This is a genomic window from Propionicimonas sp., from assembly GCF_034927565.1.
In the GTDB taxonomy this organism is placed as follows: Bacteria; Actinomycetota; Actinomycetes; order Propionibacteriales; family Propionibacteriaceae; genus Propionicimonas.
Genome location: NZ_JAYFPT010000012.1, coordinates 74,959 through 92,901, shown reverse-complemented (window position 1 = coordinate 92,901; position 17,943 = coordinate 74,959). Strand labels below are relative to the sequence as shown.

Genomic DNA, 17,943 nt, shown 5'->3' with positions numbered 1-17,943 from the left:
CCGGTTCCGCAGGGCGCCTCAGATCGCCGTGTAGCCGCCGTCGATCACCAGCGTCTGCCCCGTGAGATAGGACGACGCCGACGAGGCGAGCAACAGCACGAGGCCGTCCAGGTCGGTGGGTTCACCCATCCGGCCGGCCGGGATCAAGGAGATCCACTGCGCGGCGAGGTCGGGATTGGCGTCGGTGAACTGCCGGGTCAGGTCCGAGAGGAAGTACCCGGGCGCGATCGCGTTGACCCGGATGGCAGGAGCCCATTCGACCGCGAGAGACTTGGCCAGTTGGTCGACGGCCGCCTTGGACGAGTTGTACGAGGCCTGGTGCTGCGGCACGTTGACGACGCGGCCGGACATGGACGAGACGAGGATCGCGGAGCCCTGCCCACCTTCGGCCAACAGCGGCCGGGCGAAGGCCTGAGTGCTGTAGAAGGTGCCGTGCAGGTTGACGTCGACGACCTTCCGCCAGGTCTGTGGGCTGACCTCGGCGGATTCGTCCCAGATCGTGATCCCTGCGGCGGTGATCAGAATGGTCGGCGTTCCGAGCGCCTCGCGTACCGCGGCGAACCCCGTTTCCACGGAGGCGGGGTCGGTCACGTCGGTGATCGCCGAGGCGGAGGCGACGCCGTACTCGTCGGAGAGCCGGTGTGCCGAGGCGTCGACCTCGGGCAGCAGGTCGAGCAGGCCAACGGCGACGCCCTGCCGGCCGAGGGCTGATGCGAGCGAGTAGCCGAGGCCGCGTGCGCCGCCGGTGACGACGGCCACGCGTCCGGCGAGGTCGGGAAAGTTCATGCTTGTTCCTCCGTGTTCGGTCGGCCGTCACCCGGGACGATCGCGACCTTCCCGACCGTGCCGGAGTCGGCAGTCCGGTAGGCCTCGCCGGCCTGGTCGAGCGGGAAGCGATGGGTGACGGTGTCTTCGGGATGCAGGTTCCACCGGTCCAGGTTCTCCAGGAGTTCGCGCATCCGCGGGATGCTCGACACCCAGGAGCCGATCAGGCTGATCTGCTTGTGGATGATCTCTTCGCTCACGCTGGTCGTCAGGGTTCCGCCCTCGCCCACGAACACCATCCGTCCCCAGCGACGCGTGTTCCGCAGCGCGGTGGACTGCCCCGCCCCGCTACCCGAGCAGTCCACGGCGACGTGGGCGCCGACCGGGAGCAGGTTCGGCAGTTCGTCGGCGCTGACCGCTGCCGTCACCGCGCCGAGGTCGACCGCCTGGCCCCGCCGGCCGGCGTCCGGATCGGTGCCCACCACCAGGGTCGCGCCGAGCGCCTGCGCGAGCAGGCCGGCCGCCAGGCCGACCGGGCCCAGGCCGGTGATCAGGACGGTATCCGCACCGCTCAGGCCGGCACGACGCAGCGCCTCGTACGCCGTGCCGAAGCCGCACGCCACGCAGGCGCCGTCCAGGAAGGACAGCGAATCGGGCAGGGGCAGCAGGTCACGCTCCTCCGCGAGCAGGTACTCGGCATGCCCGCCGTCGCGTTGCCAGCCGTAGGCCCGCCGCAACGGCGAGAGGCAGCCGATCCCGTAGCCCTTCTCGCACTCCTCGCACGTGCCGCACCCGCTGATGTGGTACACGACGCGGCGGTCGCCCACCTGTGTTCCGATGCAGCCGGGGCCGACGTCGACGACCTCACCACACGGTTCGTGGCCGCCCACCACGCCCTGGTAGGCCTCGGCGCCCGACCCGAGGTGCTCGCGGTAGATCGCACGCAGGTCGCTGCCGCAGATCGTCGATGCCCGGACCCGCAGCAGAACCTGTCCGGGACCGGGGGAGGGGATCGGGACGCGGCGGAACTCGACCTCGCTACCTCCCGGAAGATAGACGGCCAGCATGTCGGTGGTACTCATGGGGACTCCTCTGTCGGACGGGTAAAAGGACTAGACGGTAAGGGTGCGCCGGATCTGTTCGACGCTCGACAGCGGCAGCCCGGCGTCGACCAGATAGCCCTGGACCGATCCGAACTCGGCGCGGATGCGTTCGAGCGTTGTGCCCAGCAACTGGGCAGGGGAGGCGATCGGCTCCGCGCCGATCTTGCGGGCGTCGACGTGAGCCCGGGCGTAGACCGACTCCACGCGTCGGATGAAGTCGCCGTTCAGCAGATGCTGGCTGGCCTCGTAATCCTGCAGGATCCACTGATGGGGGACGCCGACGAGCTCCTGGATCATGCCGACGACGATCCCGGTCCGGTCCTTGCCGGCCGTGCAGTGGACGAGCACCGGCGAGGGAAGGGTCTCCGCGATCTGCTCCAGAGCCTCGGCCACCTTGTGGCGGTGATCGGTGAGAATGTACTGGTACAGCTCCTCCAGGCTGGGATAGGAGTCCGCGCGGAAGCCCGCGAGAGTACCCTCGAAGAGCATGATCGAGGCATTGCGGGCACCAGGGATCTCGACGTCGGGCGCGTTGTCGCGCTCGTGCGGATCGCGCAGATCGACGACGAGCTTGATGCCCAGTCCGTCAGCCTCGGTCAGGTCGGCCTCGGTCAGGTCGGAGAGAGCATCTGCGCGGAAGAGCCTCCGTCCGTGCATGGACCCGCCCGAGGTGCCGATCGGATAGCGGCCGGCATCGCGCGCGTTGTAGGTGCCACCGCTGAAGATGCGGCGCTGAGGCGCTGACGCTGCTGGGTAGGTCAGCGGGGTGGGGAACAAGTTGCACTCCTCATCAGCCGTCTAGAGCTGGGAAATGGATGGGTATAAATGCGTTTTTGTGGTGGCTCGTCAAGCCTGATCGACCGTGAATCGGACTCTAGACCGTAGAACGTGGTGAAACAAGGCTAGCATTTGATAGCAGATAAGTGTAGTTTGCTCGCAATGGCGCACCGTCCAGGAGATGCCTGCGGGATCGCGCATCACACACCAAGGAGTTAGCAATGAAGCAATCTGTAGCGAAGGTGGTGGGCGCGACGGCGCTGGCCGGAGCCCTCCTTCTCGCAGTGGGCTGCCAGGCACCCACCACTCCCTCGGCCGAACCCACGACGACCTCCAGCGACACCCCGGCCTCGGTCGTGCTCTACACCAGCGAAGCGGCGAGTTCGGAGACGATCGGCGCGCGGTTCACGGCGGACACCGGGATCGCGGTGGAGCTCGTCACCGGCTCCTCCGGCGAACTGCTCAGCCGTGTGAAGGGCGAGGCGGGGAACCCGCAGGGCGATGTCTACCTGAGCGGCTGCCTGGCCATCGCGGAGAACACCGACGTCCTCACTGTCTACAAGGCGCCGACCTTCGATCGGATCCAGAGCGATTTCCTCGGTGACACCAAGCCGTCTCCGTCCCTCGCCTGGCTGACCGGCCTGATGTACAACAGTGAGCGGGTGCCGGCGGCGGAGGTCCCGACCTCCTACGCCGACCTCGCGGACGAGAAGTGGCGTGGTCAGATCGCGATCGCCGATCCGGCGGCTTCGTCGGCTGCGTACTACCAGATCCTCGCGATCTACCTGGCTGGCGGCTGGGATCTCGTCGAGAAGGTTGCGAAGAACCTCGTGATCAGCGACAACTCCGCCGGACCGCGCGCCGTCAGCGACGGTGAGGTCTCGCTCGGCTTGTTCAACGAGTCCGCCGCTGCGGCGTACCGCGACAACCCCCAGGTCGAGATGACCTACCCCAAGGAGGGCGTGATCGCCGGCGTGACCTGCATCGCGGAGATCGCCGGGAGCAAGCGGGCCGATGGTGCGCACGCGTTCATCGACTGGTTCCTGGGTGACAAGGGCCAGGCGATGGTGGCCACCGAACTGTCCGGCGTCCGCCCGGTCATCCAAGGTGCTCCCGATCCCGATGGCCTGCCGAGCCTGGACACCGTGAAGGTCGTCGCGATGCCGGCGGATTCGGAGACCGAGAAGGAGAAGTACCTCTCCGAGTGGGAGAACATCATCACCAACATCTGATCGGGGCGTCGCCGCCCGGGCGACCTCCCGGGCGGCGACATCCGGAGCCGCGTCTGAATACGGGCGCCAGGACCGAGGAAAGGTATATGCGCACGACCCCTTCACATTCCATCGCTCCGTCTCGTCACGAGGACTCCGGCGTCGGCCTCGAGCACGTCACGATCTCCTACGGCCCCACCGTGGCGGTTTCGGACGCGGACTTCATCATCGAGCCCGGCACCTTCTTCACGCTGCTCGGCCCCTCCGGCTGTGGCAAGACCACGCTGCTGCGCGCGATCGCCGGCTTCATCCGGCAGACCTCGGGAGACATCCGGATCGGAGAGCAGGTCATCAACGACGTCCCCGCGCACCGTCGTGACGCCGGCATGGTCTTCCAGAACTACGCGATCTTCCCCCACCTCACCGTGCGGGACAACGTCGCTTACGGGCTCAAGGCGCGGCAGATTCCTCGCGAAGAGGCGGAATCGCGGATTGCCGCGGCCTTGCAGATGGTCGATCTGACCGGCTACGCGTCGCGGCTGCCCAAGCAGCTCTCCGGCGGCCAGCAGCAGCGTGTCGTCATTGCGCGGGCGCTCGCCGTCAGGCCCCGCGTCCTGCTGATGGACGAGCCGCTGGCGAACCTGGACGCGAAGCTGCGGGTGCGGCTGCGCGGCGACATCCGGCAACTGCAGACCGAGTTGGGCATCACGACCATCTACGTCACCCATGACCAGGAGGAGGCGCTGGCGATCTCCGATCGGATCGCCGTGATGAGTCACGGCCTGGTCGAGCAGGTCGGAACGCCGATGGAGATCTACCAGCAGCCCGCGACGCTGAACGTTGCGCGCTTCATCGGCGAGGGCAACTTCGTCCGCACCCAGTTGCGAGGCGCCGGCGCGACGCGCGTCATCGACTACCCCGGCGGCCACCGGCTCGCGGTCGAGAGCGGCGTGGCCCTCGCAGAGGGGCCGGTCTGGGTCGGCTTCCGTCCACAGGACGCCGACATCCTCGGCACCACCGGAGAAGCCGGTGCCGGTCAGCTGGCTGGTGTCGTCATGAGCACCAGCTACCTCGGCTCCTCGGTCGAACTGCGGCTGGAAGTTGCTGCCGGGGTCGTGGTCCTCGTCGAGTCCCGGCTGCGTGAGCTGCCCGTGGTGCCGCGACCGGGTGACCTCGTGCGCTTCCGGGTCCGCCCGGCCGACCTCCTGATGTTCCCCGGTGCCGACGACCTGGAGGAGGACGAGTGAGTACCGCGGTGGTGGTCGGGCGTCGCCGGCCCGGTTCGGGGTTCTCGTTCTGGACACTCGTCACGATCCTCGCGCTCGGGATCTTCGCGTTCCTGCTGCTCTATCCCGTGCTCTCGCTTTTCATCAACAGCCTGGTCTCCGGCGGGACCTCCGACTCCCCGTGGTGGGAGCCGTATGTCAACCTGTTCACCCGCAAGCTCTACTACGAGTCCTTCCTCAACAGCCTGATCCTGGCGGCCTCGGCCACCGTCGGCGCGCTCGTCCTGGGGACTCCGCTGGCCTACTTCGTCTCGCGACTTCAGATCCCGGGCAAGATCGTCGTCCGTTCTGCGATCGTGCTGACCTTCGTCTCCCCGCCGTTCATCGGCGCGTACGCCTGGGTCGTCATGTTCGGCAACACCGGGTTGGTCAGGGTGGGCCTGGAGAGCCTTGGCCTGACGGTCCCGCCGATCTACGGCTGGCTGGGCACGATCCTGGTGCTGACCCTCCAGGGGGTGCCCTACGTCTTCCTGTACCTCTCCGGCGGGTTGAAGACCGTCGACCAGAGCGTCGAGGACGCCGCGATCAATCTCGGCTACACCCGCGGAAGGGCTGCCTTCAACGCAGTGTTTCCCCTTCTCAAGCCCGCGTTGTCGACCTCGGCCCTGCTGGTCTTCGTCACGGCCTTCGCCGACATCGGCACGCCGATGGTGATCGGGCAGAACCTGCGAGTTTTCCCCCGCCTCGTCTATCAGTCGTTCACCAGTGAGGTGAACAGCGACTTCCGGTTGGCGGCGAGCCTGGCGCTGGTCATGGTAGTGGTGACGGTCGGTGCGCTGCTCTTTCAGCGCTGGTACTCGCGGCGACACTCCTACGGTCAAGACACCGTGCGTGGTCTGGTGATCGTCCCCGCGCGCCGCGGCCCGCTGGCGGCGGCGACGCTCTACGTGTATGTCATCCTCGCACTGGCCTGCGTCCCGCTCGTCGTGGTCGTGATCAGCTCCTTCCTGCGGTTCTCCGGCGCGACGATCACGGGGGAGTGGACACTGGAGAACTACGCCGCGGCGCCGGGGCTGCTGAGCTCGCTGACCAACACGCTGCTCACCTCGACCCTCGCGACGGCGCTGTGCGTCGTGTTCGGCACGCTCATCGGCTACATCGTCGCGCGACGCTCGGACCGGATCGCCGGGGTGATCGACGTGTTGTCGATGGTTCCGTTCGCCGTTGCGGGCGTTGTCTTCGGCATCTCGTTCAGCCTGGGCTTCGGCGGCGCGCCGTTCTACCTCGCCGGGACGATCACGATCCTCGCGCTGGCCTACTTCATCCGCCGGCTGCCGTTCTCGGTGCGGGCCGCGTCCAGCCAGCTCGCCCAGATGGGGCGTCAGACCGAGGAGGCATCGGTCAACCTCGGTGTTCCGCCGGGGCGCACCTTCCTCAAGATCACCCTGCCGATGCTGGTTCCGGCCGTCGCCTCCGGCACGCTGCTCACCTGGGCGACTGTCGTCAAGGAGTTCAACGCGACGATCATCCTGTACGGCGCAACGAACCGCACCATGTCGATCGAGATCTTTCGGGCGATCAGCGCAGGTCAGTTCCAGTACGCCTCGGCGATCGGGACCATCCTCATCCTGCTGGCCTTGGTGCCGATCGTGTTGCTGTTCGCCGTGACGGGCAAGGACGAGGAGATTCTCGTCTGAACCGCGCTGTGTAGGCTGAGCGCAGACATCACCACCCCGCGGAGGAACAGGTGTATTCAGAGGAGCGGCAGCAGGAGATTCTGCGCCGGCTGAGTCGCAACGGCCGCGTCGTCACCAGTGAACTCGTGGCCGAGTGGGGCGTCGCTACCGAGACGGTCCGCAAGGATCTGATCGCGCTGGCCCGGCTGGGTCTGCTGGAGCGAACCCACGGCGGAGCGCTGCCAAAGCAGCACCGGGGTTTTGAGCTGGAGGCACCCACCCACCAGGACCGCCACGTCGAGGAGAAGAAGCGGATCGCGCGGACGGCGGCGACCCTGCTCGCCCCGCACGACACCGTGTTCATCGGCGACGGCAGCACGACGGGGTTCGTGCCGGGGTGCGTCCCCTTCGACCTGGAGTTGCGGGTGGTGACCAACTCCCTGCTCGTGGAGCAGGGCTTCCTGGAGCATCCCAGCGTCACCGTCATCTCGACCGGCGGCATCATCCGGCGCGCACCGCAGTCCTATGTCGGTCCTTGGCCGATCCGGGCGATCTCCGAACTCAGCGTCGACACGTTGCTGCTCGGCGTCGGCGGGATAAGCGCCGATCGCGGGCTGTCCGCCACCGACGCGCTCGACGCGCAGGTCAAGACAGCGATGCTGGGAGTGGCCCGGCGCGTCGTCGTCCTCGCCGACGAGTCGAAGCTGGGCGTGGACTCCTTCCACCGGTTCGGCGGCTGGGAGCACGTGGACACCCTCATCACCAGCTCCGGTGCCGCGGAAGCCGTCCTGGCGCCGTTCCGTGACGTGGTGCGTGAGATCCTGGTCGTCTAGCCTGCTACAGCCCGGTCCCGTCCCGGACCAACGGCGGACGGTCGGCGAAGAAGGTCTGCAGCACCACCGTCGTGCGGGTGTTCACGTTCGCGGCCTGCCGGATCTCCCGGATCAGCTCCTCCAGTCGCCTGGGGGTGGGAACCCGGACGAACAGGATGTACGAGGCATCGCCGGCGACCGAGTGGCAGGCCTCGATCTCGCGAAGATGCTCGAGCTGCTCGGGGATGGTGTCCAGGGCGGAGGCGTCCAGCGGGGTGACCTCCATGAACGCCGACAGCGGCACCCCGATCGCCTCGTGGTCGACCTCGGCGCGGTAGCCGGTGATGATGCCCCGCTCCTCCAGGCGGCGGACCCGGGTCTTGATCCCGGAGGTCGACAGCCCGGTCAGTTCGGCCAGCCTGGCCAGGGTGGCCCGTCCGTCCGCCATCAGCTCACGGACGATGGTGGCGTCCACCCGGTCGTTCAGGCGCCCCGGCGGCTTGGAGGTCATGGCGTGACTGTAGCCGGGCGGCAGGGCAGCTCTGTGCGGGTCTCGACGGGCCCCACCAGCAGAGGCGGCGGAGGCGACGGACGGGATCGGCGGGCAGTGGCGGAGGGGCCTGGCCGGCGGCACCGTCAGCAGCCCCGCCGGGCGCGATAGATCGCGTAGTCGAAGCTGCGGCCCTCCCGGGTGACCGGCACCTCGATCAGCTCCACGCCGGCGAAGACCCGGTTGAGGGCGATCTCCAGGTCGGGGCTGGCGGTCTCGCACCACACCAGCAGGTGGCCGCCAGGGTAGAGCCGGGTGTGGCAGCTGGCCAGGAAGTCCTCGGCGTAGACCTCGGCGTTGTCGGCGTGGATCAGGAAACTCGGGCCGTTGTCGACGTCGAGCACGATGGCGTCCCAGCGTCCGTCCGCGGCGGTGACGAAGTCCACCACGTCGGCCGCGTGCAGCCGGATCCGGGGATCGCTCGCCAGCCGCCCGAGTTGGCCGGTGACCCCTGCCCCGGCCCAGTCGATCAGTGGACGGGCGCGCTCCACCACGTCCACCCACTCCGCGCCATTGTCCAGTAACCGGGCCGCGGTGTAGCCCAGCCCGAGCCCACCGACCAGCACCCGTCCGGGTGGGGACCCGACGGCGTCGGCGAGTGCGAGCTCGCTGGCGACCTCGGTGGTGTCCATCGCGAACACTCCGTTGACGATCAGCTCGACCACGCCGTCCCGGCGGCGCAGCACGATCTCGCCGTCGGCGGTGTCGGCGCGGGCAAGGGTCCGGGGTTCGGCCACGCAACCATCGTGGCTGGTGCGGCCGCGGAACCGGGCGAGCCTCGCCGGGAACCGACGGTTTCCGCCGGCCCAGGCGAGAGGTACCCCGGGGGCTCAAATGCGTAGCCGACAGGCTGGCAGCACCCTTCCGCCGGACCGGGGGACGGAGTTACGCTCACGAGAATTCCGTCGAAGGGGAATCATGCCTGAGCCCAGTGTCGAGTTTGTCCACCCCGACCCCGCGTTCGTCCACGCCGACGAACTGCCCGACCCGGACGCGTTGCGCGCCGCGGCCGCCGCTGATCCGCTCGGCTTCTGGGCCGATCGTGCCGCTGAACTGGAATGGTTCAGCCCTTGGGAGAAGGTGCTGGACGACTCCCAGGCGCCGTTCTACCGGTGGTTCACCGGGGCCAGGACCAACATCGTCCACAACGCCATCGACCGGCACCTCACCGGGCCGTACAAGAACAAACTGGCGCTGATCTGGGTGGGGGAGAACGGCACCGACCACCAGACCTACTCCTACTTCTCGCTGAACCGCGAGGTCACCCGGATGGCCAACCTGATCAAGGCGATGGGCGTCGGCAAGGGCGACCGGGTGACCATCTACCTGCCGCGGATCCCGGAGATCGTCTTCGCCATGCTCGCCTGCGCGAAGATCGGTGCCGTCCACTCGGTGATCTTCGCCGGCTTCTCCGCCGACGCCCTGGCCACCCGGATCGACGACTCCGAATCGAAGCTGGTGATCACCGCGGACGGCTCGTGGGTGAACGGTTCGATCTTCAAACTGAAGGACATCGTCGACGAGGCGATCCGGTTCTCCCCGTCGGTGGAGAATGTCATCGTCGTCAAGCGCACCGGCCACGAGATCGCCATGGAGCCACTGCGCGACCACTGGTACCACGAACTGTGCGCGCTGCCGATCGCGAACGGCCCCTGTCCAACCGAGGAACTGGACGCCGAGGATCCGCTGTTCATCCTCTACACCTCTGGCTCCACCGGGGCGCCGAAGGCCATCCTGCACACCCACGGCGGCTACATGGTGGGCACCTACACCACGCTGAAGTACACCTTTGACCTCCGTGACGAGGACCGCTGGTGGTGCACTGCCGACCCGGGCTGGGTGACCGGGCACTCCTACCTGGTCTACGGGCCGATGCTGAATGGCGCCACGTCCTTCATGTACGAGGGTGGCCCGACCTATCCCAACCCGAACCGCTGGTGGCAACTGATCGAGTACTACGGGATCACCACCTTCTACACCGCGCCGACGGCGATCCGCTCGCTGATGCGGTTCGGTGAGGCCTGGCCGAACCGGCACGACCTGTCGTCGCTGCGGCTGCTGGGGTCGGTGGGCGAGCCGATCAACCCGGAGGCCTGGCACTGGTTCCACCGGGTGATCGGCAAGGAACGCTGCCCGATCATGGACACCTGGTGGCAGACCGAGACCGGCATGTTCCAGATCTGCCAGACCCCGGTCGAGGCCCAGAAGCCGGGCTCGGGTGGCAAGCCGTTCTTCGGCCAGGAGGCCGAGATCCTGGACGAGGAAGGCAACCCGGTGCCGGACGGGGAGGAGGGTTTCCTGGTACTGAAGAACCCCTGGCCAGCCATGATGCGCACCCTGTACAAGGATCCGGACCGGTATGTGAAGACCTACTGGTCGAAATACCCGGGCAAGTACCTGGCCGGTGACTCGGCCAAGCGGGATGCCGACGGCTATTTCTGGGTGATCGGACGCACTGACGACGTGATCAAGGTCTCCGGCCACCGCTTGGGGACGGCCGAGGTGGAGTCCGCCCTGGTCTCGCACCCGGCGGTCGCCGAGGCGGCGGCGATCGGCCTGCCGCACGAGGTGAAGGGCAACGCCATTCACGCCTTCGTGGTGCTGCGGGTCGGCTACGAGGGCTCGCAGGTGCTGGCCGAAGACCTCCGCAAGCACGTCTCGCTGCACCTCTCGCCGATCGCCAAACCCGACCAGATCGACTTCACCGACAAGCTGCCCAAGACCCGGTCGGGCAAGATCATGCGGCGGGTGCTGAAGGCCCGGGCGCTCGGCCAGGACGAGGGCGACGTCACTACGCTGGAGGAATGAGGGGCGCGGGAACCGGGATCGTCCGGAACGGATCGGGGAGCGGCCGGTGACGGCGGCGCCGGAGGCTGCGGAGCAGCGGCGGCGGGAGCTGGACTCGGCTGTCAAGCGGCTGCGGGCTGCGGCGAGATCCGATCCGGCGCGCACCGATGAGTTGGCCGACGCCCTGGTGGCGCTGGTGGCCAACCGGCTGCTGGCCTGGTCGTTCGCCGAAGCGGCGGCGGTGGCGCCGGAGTCGGTGGTGCTGGCGGCCCGGATCCTGGCCGGGCGCGGATCCTCCGGGCCGTATGCCTCCTTGGACGAGGCCGTCCGTTACTTCACGGCGTCCGCGCAGTTGGCGGCCGTCCAGGCCGGGCTGGGGCAGGTGGAGGCAGCCGGGCGGACGCTCGACGCCCTGGACGCCTGGCGGGGGCAGCTGGGCAGTCTGCCGCTGGTCGAGCGGCTCACCCCGGCGGGCATTGTCTGGGCACAGAGCACGCGGGCGCGTGCCCGGGTGGCGACGGACGTGGCGCAGGCCAACGCCTATGCTGACGCGGCGCAGCAGCGGCTCTACGCCGCCGGGCTGGACCTGGAGGTGGAGTCGGCCTACCTCGCCGTGGCCTCCCACCTGGTGGTCGCCGACTGCCGCTGGGCAGCCGGGCAGGTCGGGACTGCCCTGGCTCACCACCAGCTGGCGCTGGCGCGCTATCGGGCTGGTATTGACGGGGCCGATGCGGCCCGTTCGGCAGTAGCGCAGGGCGCCGCCGCCCCGCTGGCCGAGCTGTTCGGGCCGTTCGCCGGTCGCCTGGAGGCCAGTGGGGACCGGGCTGGTGCACTCGGCCTACTACGCGAGTGGGTGGTGGTGGCGGAGCGGTTCGCCGGAGCGGGGAGTGGCGAGGCCGGGGTGACGGCTGCCCGGGCCGCGCTCGGCCGCGCACTGGTCCGGGCCGGGCGCGAGGTCGAGGCGGAGGCGATGGCAGCAGCAGCTGCGGAGGCTGCAGCGGAAGCGTCGCTGCCAGCTCCGGGTCTGCCGGTGGGCTGGTCGCCCCTGCCGAGCGGAGAGGCGTTGGCTGGCAGCGGGTTGTCGGTGACGGCGTCCGTCCGGTTGCAGCGGGATGAGCAGACGGCAATCGCCGAGCTGGCCGCCGCGCGTGCCGCGGCCGAGGCGACCGAGGCGCAGCTGCGTGCCCGGGCGGAGCGGGCTGCCGCCGAGCGGGCTGCCGAGCGCGCCGAGGCCGAGCATCGGGCGGCCCGCCTGGCGGAGCAGGCCGCGCGCGAGGCCGCCGAACAGGCCCGGATCCAGGCCGAGGCAGAGGCGGAGCGCCGGGCAGCTGCGGAGGTGGCCGAGCAGGCAGCCGCGGAGGCCCGCCGCCGGGAGCGGGCGGTAGCCCGGGAACGAGCGGTCGATCCCGAACAGCTACGGGAAGCCGTCGACGCGCTGCCCGAGGCCCGCCGACGACTGGCTGCGGCCGGGACGGATCTGGCGAGGCTGGTGGTAGCCCAGGAGCGGCTGACGGCGGTCCTTCGTCCGCTCGCTGCCGCCGAACCGACCCGCTATCGCGACGACCTGGTCACCGCCCTGGAATCCCTGGTCAGCCTGCGCTGGCGGCTGGGCGACGCCGACGGATCCCGTGAGGCAGCTCGCGAACTGAAGACCTGGTAAGCCCCTGGGCCAGTGGGCCAGGGGACGGTTCCTGGGTCAGGGGACGGCTCCGGTGGCCGGCCTCCTCGGGATCAGGGAGGGGCTAGGAGGCGCGTCGTCCGAGCGGGGAGAGCAGCACCACCACGACCAGGACCGGCAGGGCGAGCAGCGCCAGGCCGTTGAAGCCAGCCCAGCCGAGGGCGCTGCCAGCGCCGATCGCGCCGAGTGCCCCGATCAGGCTCATCCAGAAGTCGTTACGTCCCTGACGGCGGGTGCGCAGGGTCTCCGCCGAGGACTCGGTGAGCAGCGCAGCCCCGGCCACGGTGGCGGCGCTCCAGCCCACGCCCAGCAGCACCAGCGCGACGGTGACGGCGGCGGTGCTGTGCTGGGCCAGGGCGATCACCGCGACGCAGGCGGCCAGGATGGCGTATCCCAGCAGAATGGTGGGAACCCGTCCCCAGCGGTCGGCGAGGATGCCGAAAACCGGTGACAGGGCGTACATGCCGGCGATGTGCAGGCTGAGGGTGAGGCCGACCACCGTGAGGGTCGCGCCGTGGTGCACCAGGTGGATCGGGGTCATCGCCATGATCGAGACCATCACCACGTGCGCCCCGACGATCGCCACGGTGGCGAAGGCCGCCGCCCGCGGCCGGTCGACGTGGGTGATCTCGTCGCTGGTCGCCGAGCGTGCGGCGATCACCTGGTGGGCGGTGAGCAGCGGGTCGGGCCGCAGCGCCACCAGATAGAGCGCGATGCCCGCCAGCTGCCCGATGATCGTGAACAGGTAGGGACCGGTGAGTTCAGGCATGCCGACCAGGTCGCCCAGCAGTTCGCCGGGCCCGACCAGGTTCGGCCCGAGCACGGCGCCGATCGTGGTCGCCCACACCACCAGCGACAGGTCCCGGGCACGGGAGGCGTCGGTGGCCAGGTCGGCGGCAGCGAACCGCGACTGCAGGTTCGCCGCCTGGCCGGCGCCGATCAGCACGAACCCGGCCAAGAGCAGGGGAAACATAGCCAGCGCGACCGCTGTGATCACCAGGCCGACCCCGGCCAGGGCGACCAGCATGCCGGTGGCCAGGGCGGGACGCCGTCCCCGTCGGCGGGCGAGGGCCGCCAGCGGCACGGCAGTGAGCGCCGTCCCAAGGGTGATCGAGGCGGTGGCCAGCCCGGACAGGGCGTCGTCGCCGGAGATCCGGGCAGCCAGGATCGCGCCCAGCGAGACGGTGGCACCGAAGCTGATCCCGCCCAGAATCTGGCCGACGGCCAGGATCGCGATGGTCCGGCGCTGGACGGCCGCCAGCTGGCCGGCATTCAGTTCCGGTCCGGTCGAACGGTCGGCGAGCGCGGTAGGTTCGGTCACCGCAACAGCCTAAGGGCCGTCTGGCAAGCAGCTGTGGTCCGTCCCAGGCGAGCGACGTCGGGGTGATCGAGCTCCGGCGTGGAACGGCACGGCTCAGCTGGTGGGTACGTGGCGGGGTTACTCGGGTTCGGCCTCCTGTTGCCGGGCGGCCTCGACCCGCGCCCGCGCCCCCGCCAGCCACTCGGCGCACGCGGCGGCGAGCTTCTCGCCCTTCTCCCACAGCTCCATCGATTCGCTCAGCGGGACGGTGCCGGACTCAAGCTGCTGGACGATCGCCAGCAGTTCGTCGCGGGACTGCTCATAGCTCTGCGGGGTGTCTGTCTTGGCCATCAGTTCGGCTCCCTGGGTTCGACGGCGGTGACCTCGGCGGCCAGCCGGCCGTCGAGAAGCTGGACGGTGAGGGCGTCGCCGACGGCGGTCTGGCCGACACCGGTGATGGTCTGCGGGCCCTGGGCGACGATCGCGTAGCCACGCTGCAGAGTGGCCTGCGGGGACAGCGCCCGCATCCGCGAGAGCACCTGGTGCAGCTCACCGGCTTCGGCCCGCAGTTGGCCGCTGACCACCCGCTGCAGTCGATGCTGCAGGACGCCGAGCCGTTCGGTCTGGATGTCGATCGCACCGGACGGTTCCCGCAGCACCGGACGGGAGCGCAACTCGGCCAGTCGGCGCTGCTCGCCCTCGATCCGGGCGAGCAGGGCGCGGCGCCCCCGTCCGATCGTCTGGGCCAGGCCCGCGGCCTGCTCGGCAGCGTCCGGCACCACTCGCTTGGCGGCATCGGTCGGGGTCGAGGCCCGCAGATCGGCCACCAGATCGAGGATCGGGGTGTCGGACTCGTGGCCGATCGCACTCACCACCGGAGTGCGCATGGCGAACACCGCCCTGATCAGGGCTTCGTCGCTGAACGGCAGCAGGTCTTCCAGCGAGCCGCCGCCGCGGGCAACGATGACGACCTCCACCTCGGGGTCGGCCTCCAGTTCGCGCAGGGCCGCCAGAATCTGCTCGACGGCCTGTGGGCCCTGCACCAGGGTGTGCCTGATCTCGAACCGGGCGGCCGGCCAGCGCCGGGCGACGTTCTGCAGCACGTCCGACTCGGCGGCACTCCCGGCACCGGTGACCAGGCCGATCCGGCGGGGCAGGAAGGGCAGACGCCGCTTGCGTTCGGGGGCGAACAGCCCCTCGGCCTGCAGCATCCGCTTGCGCTGCTCGATCGCCGCCAGCAGGCGCCCTTCCCCGGTGGGACGCAGTTCGCGGCACTCGAAGGTGAGACTGCCCGACTTCGACCACACCGTGGGCTTCACCCAGGCGGCGACCACCGTCCCCTCGGTCAACGGGCCGGCGGCATCCAGCACCGCGGCGGAGGCCGAGATCGTCACCGACACCTCGGCCAGGGTGTCGCGCAGGGTGAGGAACTGGGTGGCCCCGGCACGACGCTTGATCTCAATGAGTTGGCCTTCGACCCACACCGGGCCCAACCGGTCCACCCACTCCCGGGTGGCGTTGACCACGATCCGCAGGGGTTGCGGGTGCTCGGCTGAGTTCGGCAGCGCCATGGTCACAGCCTAGAGCGTGTCTTCCTCTCCCCAACGGTGGCCTGCTGTGCGGCGCCCCACGGGCGTCTCGCAGCGTTGTCGTCGGTCGACGATGCACCACATCGCCTCCCTCCTGTGCCTGGCGAGCCACTCCGCGGAACCCCGCTCGCGACGGCCAGGGACAGGGAGACACGCTCTGGGGACCAGTGCCGACAGCCGGGTTCGCGGCACACCTGCGAAGGCCAGCGACCGTCGGGCTGGGAGTGGGTGCTGGCTGCCAGGGACGGGGTCAGTTCCGCAGGATCTCCCGGACCGAGGTCGCCGGCGTGATGTCCAGTCGGCGCAGCAGCTGGGCGTTGAGCGCGACCACCACGGTGGACAGCGACATCAGGACAGCACCCACCGACATCGGCAGCACGAAGCCGACCGGTGCGAGGACGCCGGCGGCCAGGGGTACGGCAAGCAGGTTGTAGCCGGCCGCCCACCACAGGTTCTGCAGCATCTTGCGATAGGTGGCCCGCGAGAGCTGGATCACCGACAGCACTGAGCGGGGGTCCGAACTGGCGAGGATCACGCCGGCGGAGGCGATCGCCACGTCCGTCCCGGCGCCGATCGCGATCCCGACATCGGCCCGGGCCAGCGCCGGAGCGTCGTTGACGCCGTCCCCGACCATCGCCACCTTCCTGCCCCCGGCCTGCAGTTCGGCGACCCTGGCCGCCTTGTCCTCGGGACGGACGCCGGCGAACACCCGGTCGATGCCGAGCTGCCGGCCGACGTCGGTGGCGACGGCTTCGGCGTCACCGGTGATCATCACCACCTCGACACCCAGGGCATACAGCGCTTCGACCGCCTCGCCGGACTCCGGTCGCACCTCATCGGCCAGCCGCAGCCCACCGATCACCTCGCCGTCGCGCAGCACATGCAGGATGATCGCCCCCTGCTTGCGCCAGGTCTCCGCAGTGGCGATCTCGTCGACTCCGGCCTCGGTGAGCAGTCCCGGGCCGCCGACCCTGATCTGATGCCCCTCGACCGTCGCGGTCACTCCGACCGCAGGTGAGGAACTGAACCCGGATGCTGCCGGCACGGCGAGACCATGTTCGGCCGCCGCCTGCACAATTGCCTTTGCCAGTGGATGCTCACTCGCCGCCTCCGCCGCTGCTGCCAGACCCAGCACGGCATCGGCGTCCAGCCCACCAGCCGGCTCCAGCTGCGTCACCGTGGGCTCCCCGCGGGTGAGCGTGCCGGTCTTGTCGAACAGCACGATGTCCACCGTGCGCATGCTCTCCAGGGCGAGCCGGTCCTTGACCAGGACGCCGCCCCGGGCGGCGCGCTCGGTGGCGATCGAGACCACCAGCGGGATGGCCAGGCCCAGGGCATGCGGGCAGGCGATCACCAGGACGGTGATGGCTCGCACCACCGCTGCCTCCGGCTGGCCGACGACACTCCACACGATCGCCGTGACCACGGCTGCTGCCAGCGCGAACCAGAACAACCAGGCGGCCGCGCGGTCGGCAATCCGCTGGGCGCGCGACGTCGAACCCTGTGCCTCGGCGACCAGCCGGCGGATGCCGGCCAGAGCGGTGTCGTCCCCGGTCGCGGTGACCTGCACCTGCAGGCCCGAATCGGTGGCGACCGTGCCGGCGACCACCCGATCACCCTCCGCCCGTTCGACCGGACGGGATTCGCCGGTCACCATCGACTCGTCGACGGCCGCCCGGCCCTCGACGATCCGTCCGTCGGCCGGGATGCTGCCGCCCGGGCGGATCAGCACCACGTCCCCGACGCGGAGCTCGGACGGAGCAACCTTGACCACCTGTTCGCCGTCCAGCCGCTCGGCCTCGTCGGGCAGCAGCGCGGCCAGGGAGTCCAGAGCGGAGGTGGTCTGGGCCAGCGACCGCATCTCGATCCAGTGCCCCAGCAACATGATGACGATCAGCAGTGCCAGCTCCCACCAGAACTCGAGCTGGTGGTCGAGCAGACCGAGGCTGGCGCCCCAGGAGGCGCCGAAGGCGACGGTGATCGCCAGCCCGATCAGCAGCATCATTCCCGGGCGACGGGACCGGATCTCGGCCACGGCGCCGGTGAGGAAGGGCCAGCCGCCCCCGAGGTACATCGCGGTGCCGACCACGGGGGCGATCAGCCAGGAACCGGGGAAGGCCGGCACCTGGTAGCCGACCAGCATGGCGAACATGGACGAGAACCCCACCACCGGCACGGCGAGCACCAGGTTGATCCAGAACAGCCTGCGGAACCGGGCGACATGGCCCGCGTGGCCGGTATGTCCGGAGTGGTCCATTTCGGTATGCCCAGCGTGGTCCATGCCAGCGTGCCCAGCGTGGTCCATGTCGGCGTGCCCGGTGTGGTCCATGTCGGCGTGCCCAGCGTGGTCCATGCCAGCGTGGTCCATCTCGGCGGGGCCAGTGCCCGGGTGGTCCGGGTGGCTCGTGGGGCTGTGGCTCGGCCCCACGTGGCCGTCTTCCGGCCGATTCGTGTGGCCCCTGCCCGGGT

Annotated in this window: 15 protein-coding genes; 6 read left to right on the top strand and 9 right to left on the bottom strand. The window is 69.7% G+C overall.

Features of this window, described 5'->3' with window-relative positions; all coding sequences use genetic code 11:
- Nucleotides 1–18: 18 nt before the first annotated feature.
- Genes VB080_RS03900 through VB080_RS03890 form a run of 3 tightly spaced genes read right to left on the bottom strand, consistent with a single transcriptional unit; the run spans nt 19 to nt 2,645 of the window.
- Nucleotides 19–786, bottom strand: coding sequence for an SDR family oxidoreductase (locus tag VB080_RS03900; RefSeq protein WP_323417114.1), 768 nt, complete (start codon nt 784–786; stop codon nt 19–21).
- A complete protein-coding gene (locus VB080_RS03895) occupies nt 783–1,847 on the bottom strand; it encodes a zinc-binding dehydrogenase (protein WP_323417113.1) in 1,065 nt (354 codons plus the stop codon). The genes VB080_RS03900 and VB080_RS03895 overlap by 4 nt, the downstream gene beginning before the upstream one ends.
- A gap of 30 nt (nt 1,848–1,877) precedes the next feature.
- Nucleotides 1,878–2,645: a tyrosine-protein phosphatase gene (locus VB080_RS03890; protein WP_323417112.1), complete on the bottom strand. Its 768-nt coding sequence runs from the start codon at nt 2,643–2,645 to the stop codon at nt 1,878–1,880.
- A gap of 221 nt (nt 2,646–2,866) precedes the next feature.
- Here VB080_RS03890 and VB080_RS03885 point away from each other — a divergent pair, with 221 nt between their 5' ends.
- From VB080_RS03885 to VB080_RS03870, 4 genes are all read left to right on the top strand, one after another.
- On the top strand, nt 2,867–3,877 hold the full coding sequence (locus VB080_RS03885; protein ID WP_323417111.1) for an ABC transporter substrate-binding protein: 1,011 nt from the start codon (nt 2,867–2,869) through the stop codon (nt 3,875–3,877).
- A gap of 86 nt (nt 3,878–3,963) precedes the next feature.
- Nucleotides 3,964–5,103 (top strand): ABC transporter ATP-binding protein, encoded by a 1,140-nt coding sequence (locus tag VB080_RS03880; RefSeq protein ID WP_323417110.1) that lies wholly within the window; start codon nt 3,964–3,966, stop codon nt 5,101–5,103.
- On the top strand, nt 5,100–6,779 hold the full coding sequence (locus VB080_RS03875; RefSeq protein WP_323417109.1) for an iron ABC transporter permease: 1,680 nt from the start codon (nt 5,100–5,102) through the stop codon (nt 6,777–6,779). Before VB080_RS03880 ends, VB080_RS03875 begins: the two co-directional genes overlap by 4 nt.
- 50 nt (nt 6,780–6,829) lie before the next feature.
- Complete coding sequence (locus VB080_RS03870; RefSeq protein WP_323417108.1) at nt 6,830–7,591, top strand: DeoR/GlpR family DNA-binding transcription regulator; 762 nt, start codon at nt 6,830–6,832, stop codon at nt 7,589–7,591.
- 4 nt (nt 7,592–7,595) lie between these two features.
- Here the strand turns inward: VB080_RS03870 and VB080_RS03865 are convergent, their stop codons facing one another.
- On the bottom strand, nt 7,596–8,081 hold the full coding sequence (locus VB080_RS03865) for an Lrp/AsnC family transcriptional regulator (protein ID WP_323417107.1): 486 nt from the start codon (nt 8,079–8,081) through the stop codon (nt 7,596–7,598).
- Nucleotides 8,082–8,206: 125 nt separating this feature from the next.
- Entirely contained in the window at nt 8,207–8,857 is a 651-nt protein-coding gene (locus VB080_RS03860; RefSeq protein ID WP_323417106.1) for a hypothetical protein, read from the bottom strand.
- A 181-nt stretch (nt 8,858–9,038) separates the two neighbouring features.
- Here VB080_RS03860 and acs point away from each other — a divergent pair, with 181 nt between their 5' ends.
- Together acs and VB080_RS03850 are read left to right on the top strand one after the other, a co-directional pair.
- Entirely contained in the window at nt 9,039–10,928 is a 1,890-nt protein-coding gene (acs, locus tag VB080_RS03855; protein WP_323417105.1) for an acetate--CoA ligase, read from the top strand.
- A gap of 46 nt (nt 10,929–10,974) precedes the next feature.
- On the top strand, nt 10,975–12,567 hold the full coding sequence (locus VB080_RS03850) for a hypothetical protein (RefSeq protein ID WP_323417104.1): 1,593 nt from the start codon (nt 10,975–10,977) through the stop codon (nt 12,565–12,567).
- Nucleotides 12,568–12,649: 82 nt separating this feature from the next.
- Here the strand turns inward: VB080_RS03850 and VB080_RS03845 are convergent, their stop codons facing one another.
- The 4 genes from VB080_RS03845 to VB080_RS03830 all read right to left on the bottom strand — a co-directional run bounded on the left by VB080_RS03845 (nt 12,650) and on the right by VB080_RS03830 (nt 17,731).
- The gene (locus VB080_RS03845; RefSeq protein WP_323417103.1) at nt 12,650–13,906 is read right to left on the bottom strand and encodes an MFS transporter; all 1,257 of its coding nucleotides are present in this window, start codon (nt 13,904–13,906) and stop codon (nt 12,650–12,652) included.
- A 117-nt stretch (nt 13,907–14,023) separates the two neighbouring features.
- Entirely contained in the window at nt 14,024–14,236 is a 213-nt protein-coding gene (locus VB080_RS03840; protein WP_323417102.1) for an exodeoxyribonuclease VII small subunit, read from the bottom strand.
- Nucleotides 14,236–15,456 carry an exodeoxyribonuclease VII large subunit gene (xseA, locus tag VB080_RS03835; protein WP_323417101.1) on the bottom strand — a complete coding sequence of 407 codons (1,221 nt, stop codon included), beginning with the start codon at nt 15,454–15,456 and terminating at the stop codon, nt 14,236–14,238. Before xseA ends, VB080_RS03840 begins: the two co-directional genes overlap by 1 nt.
- A 268-nt stretch (nt 15,457–15,724) precedes the next feature.
- Nucleotides 15,725–17,731, bottom strand: coding sequence for a heavy metal translocating P-type ATPase (locus VB080_RS03830; protein ID WP_323417100.1), 2,007 nt, complete (start codon nt 17,729–17,731; stop codon nt 15,725–15,727).
- Between the last annotated feature and the right edge of the window lie 212 nt (nt 17,732–17,943).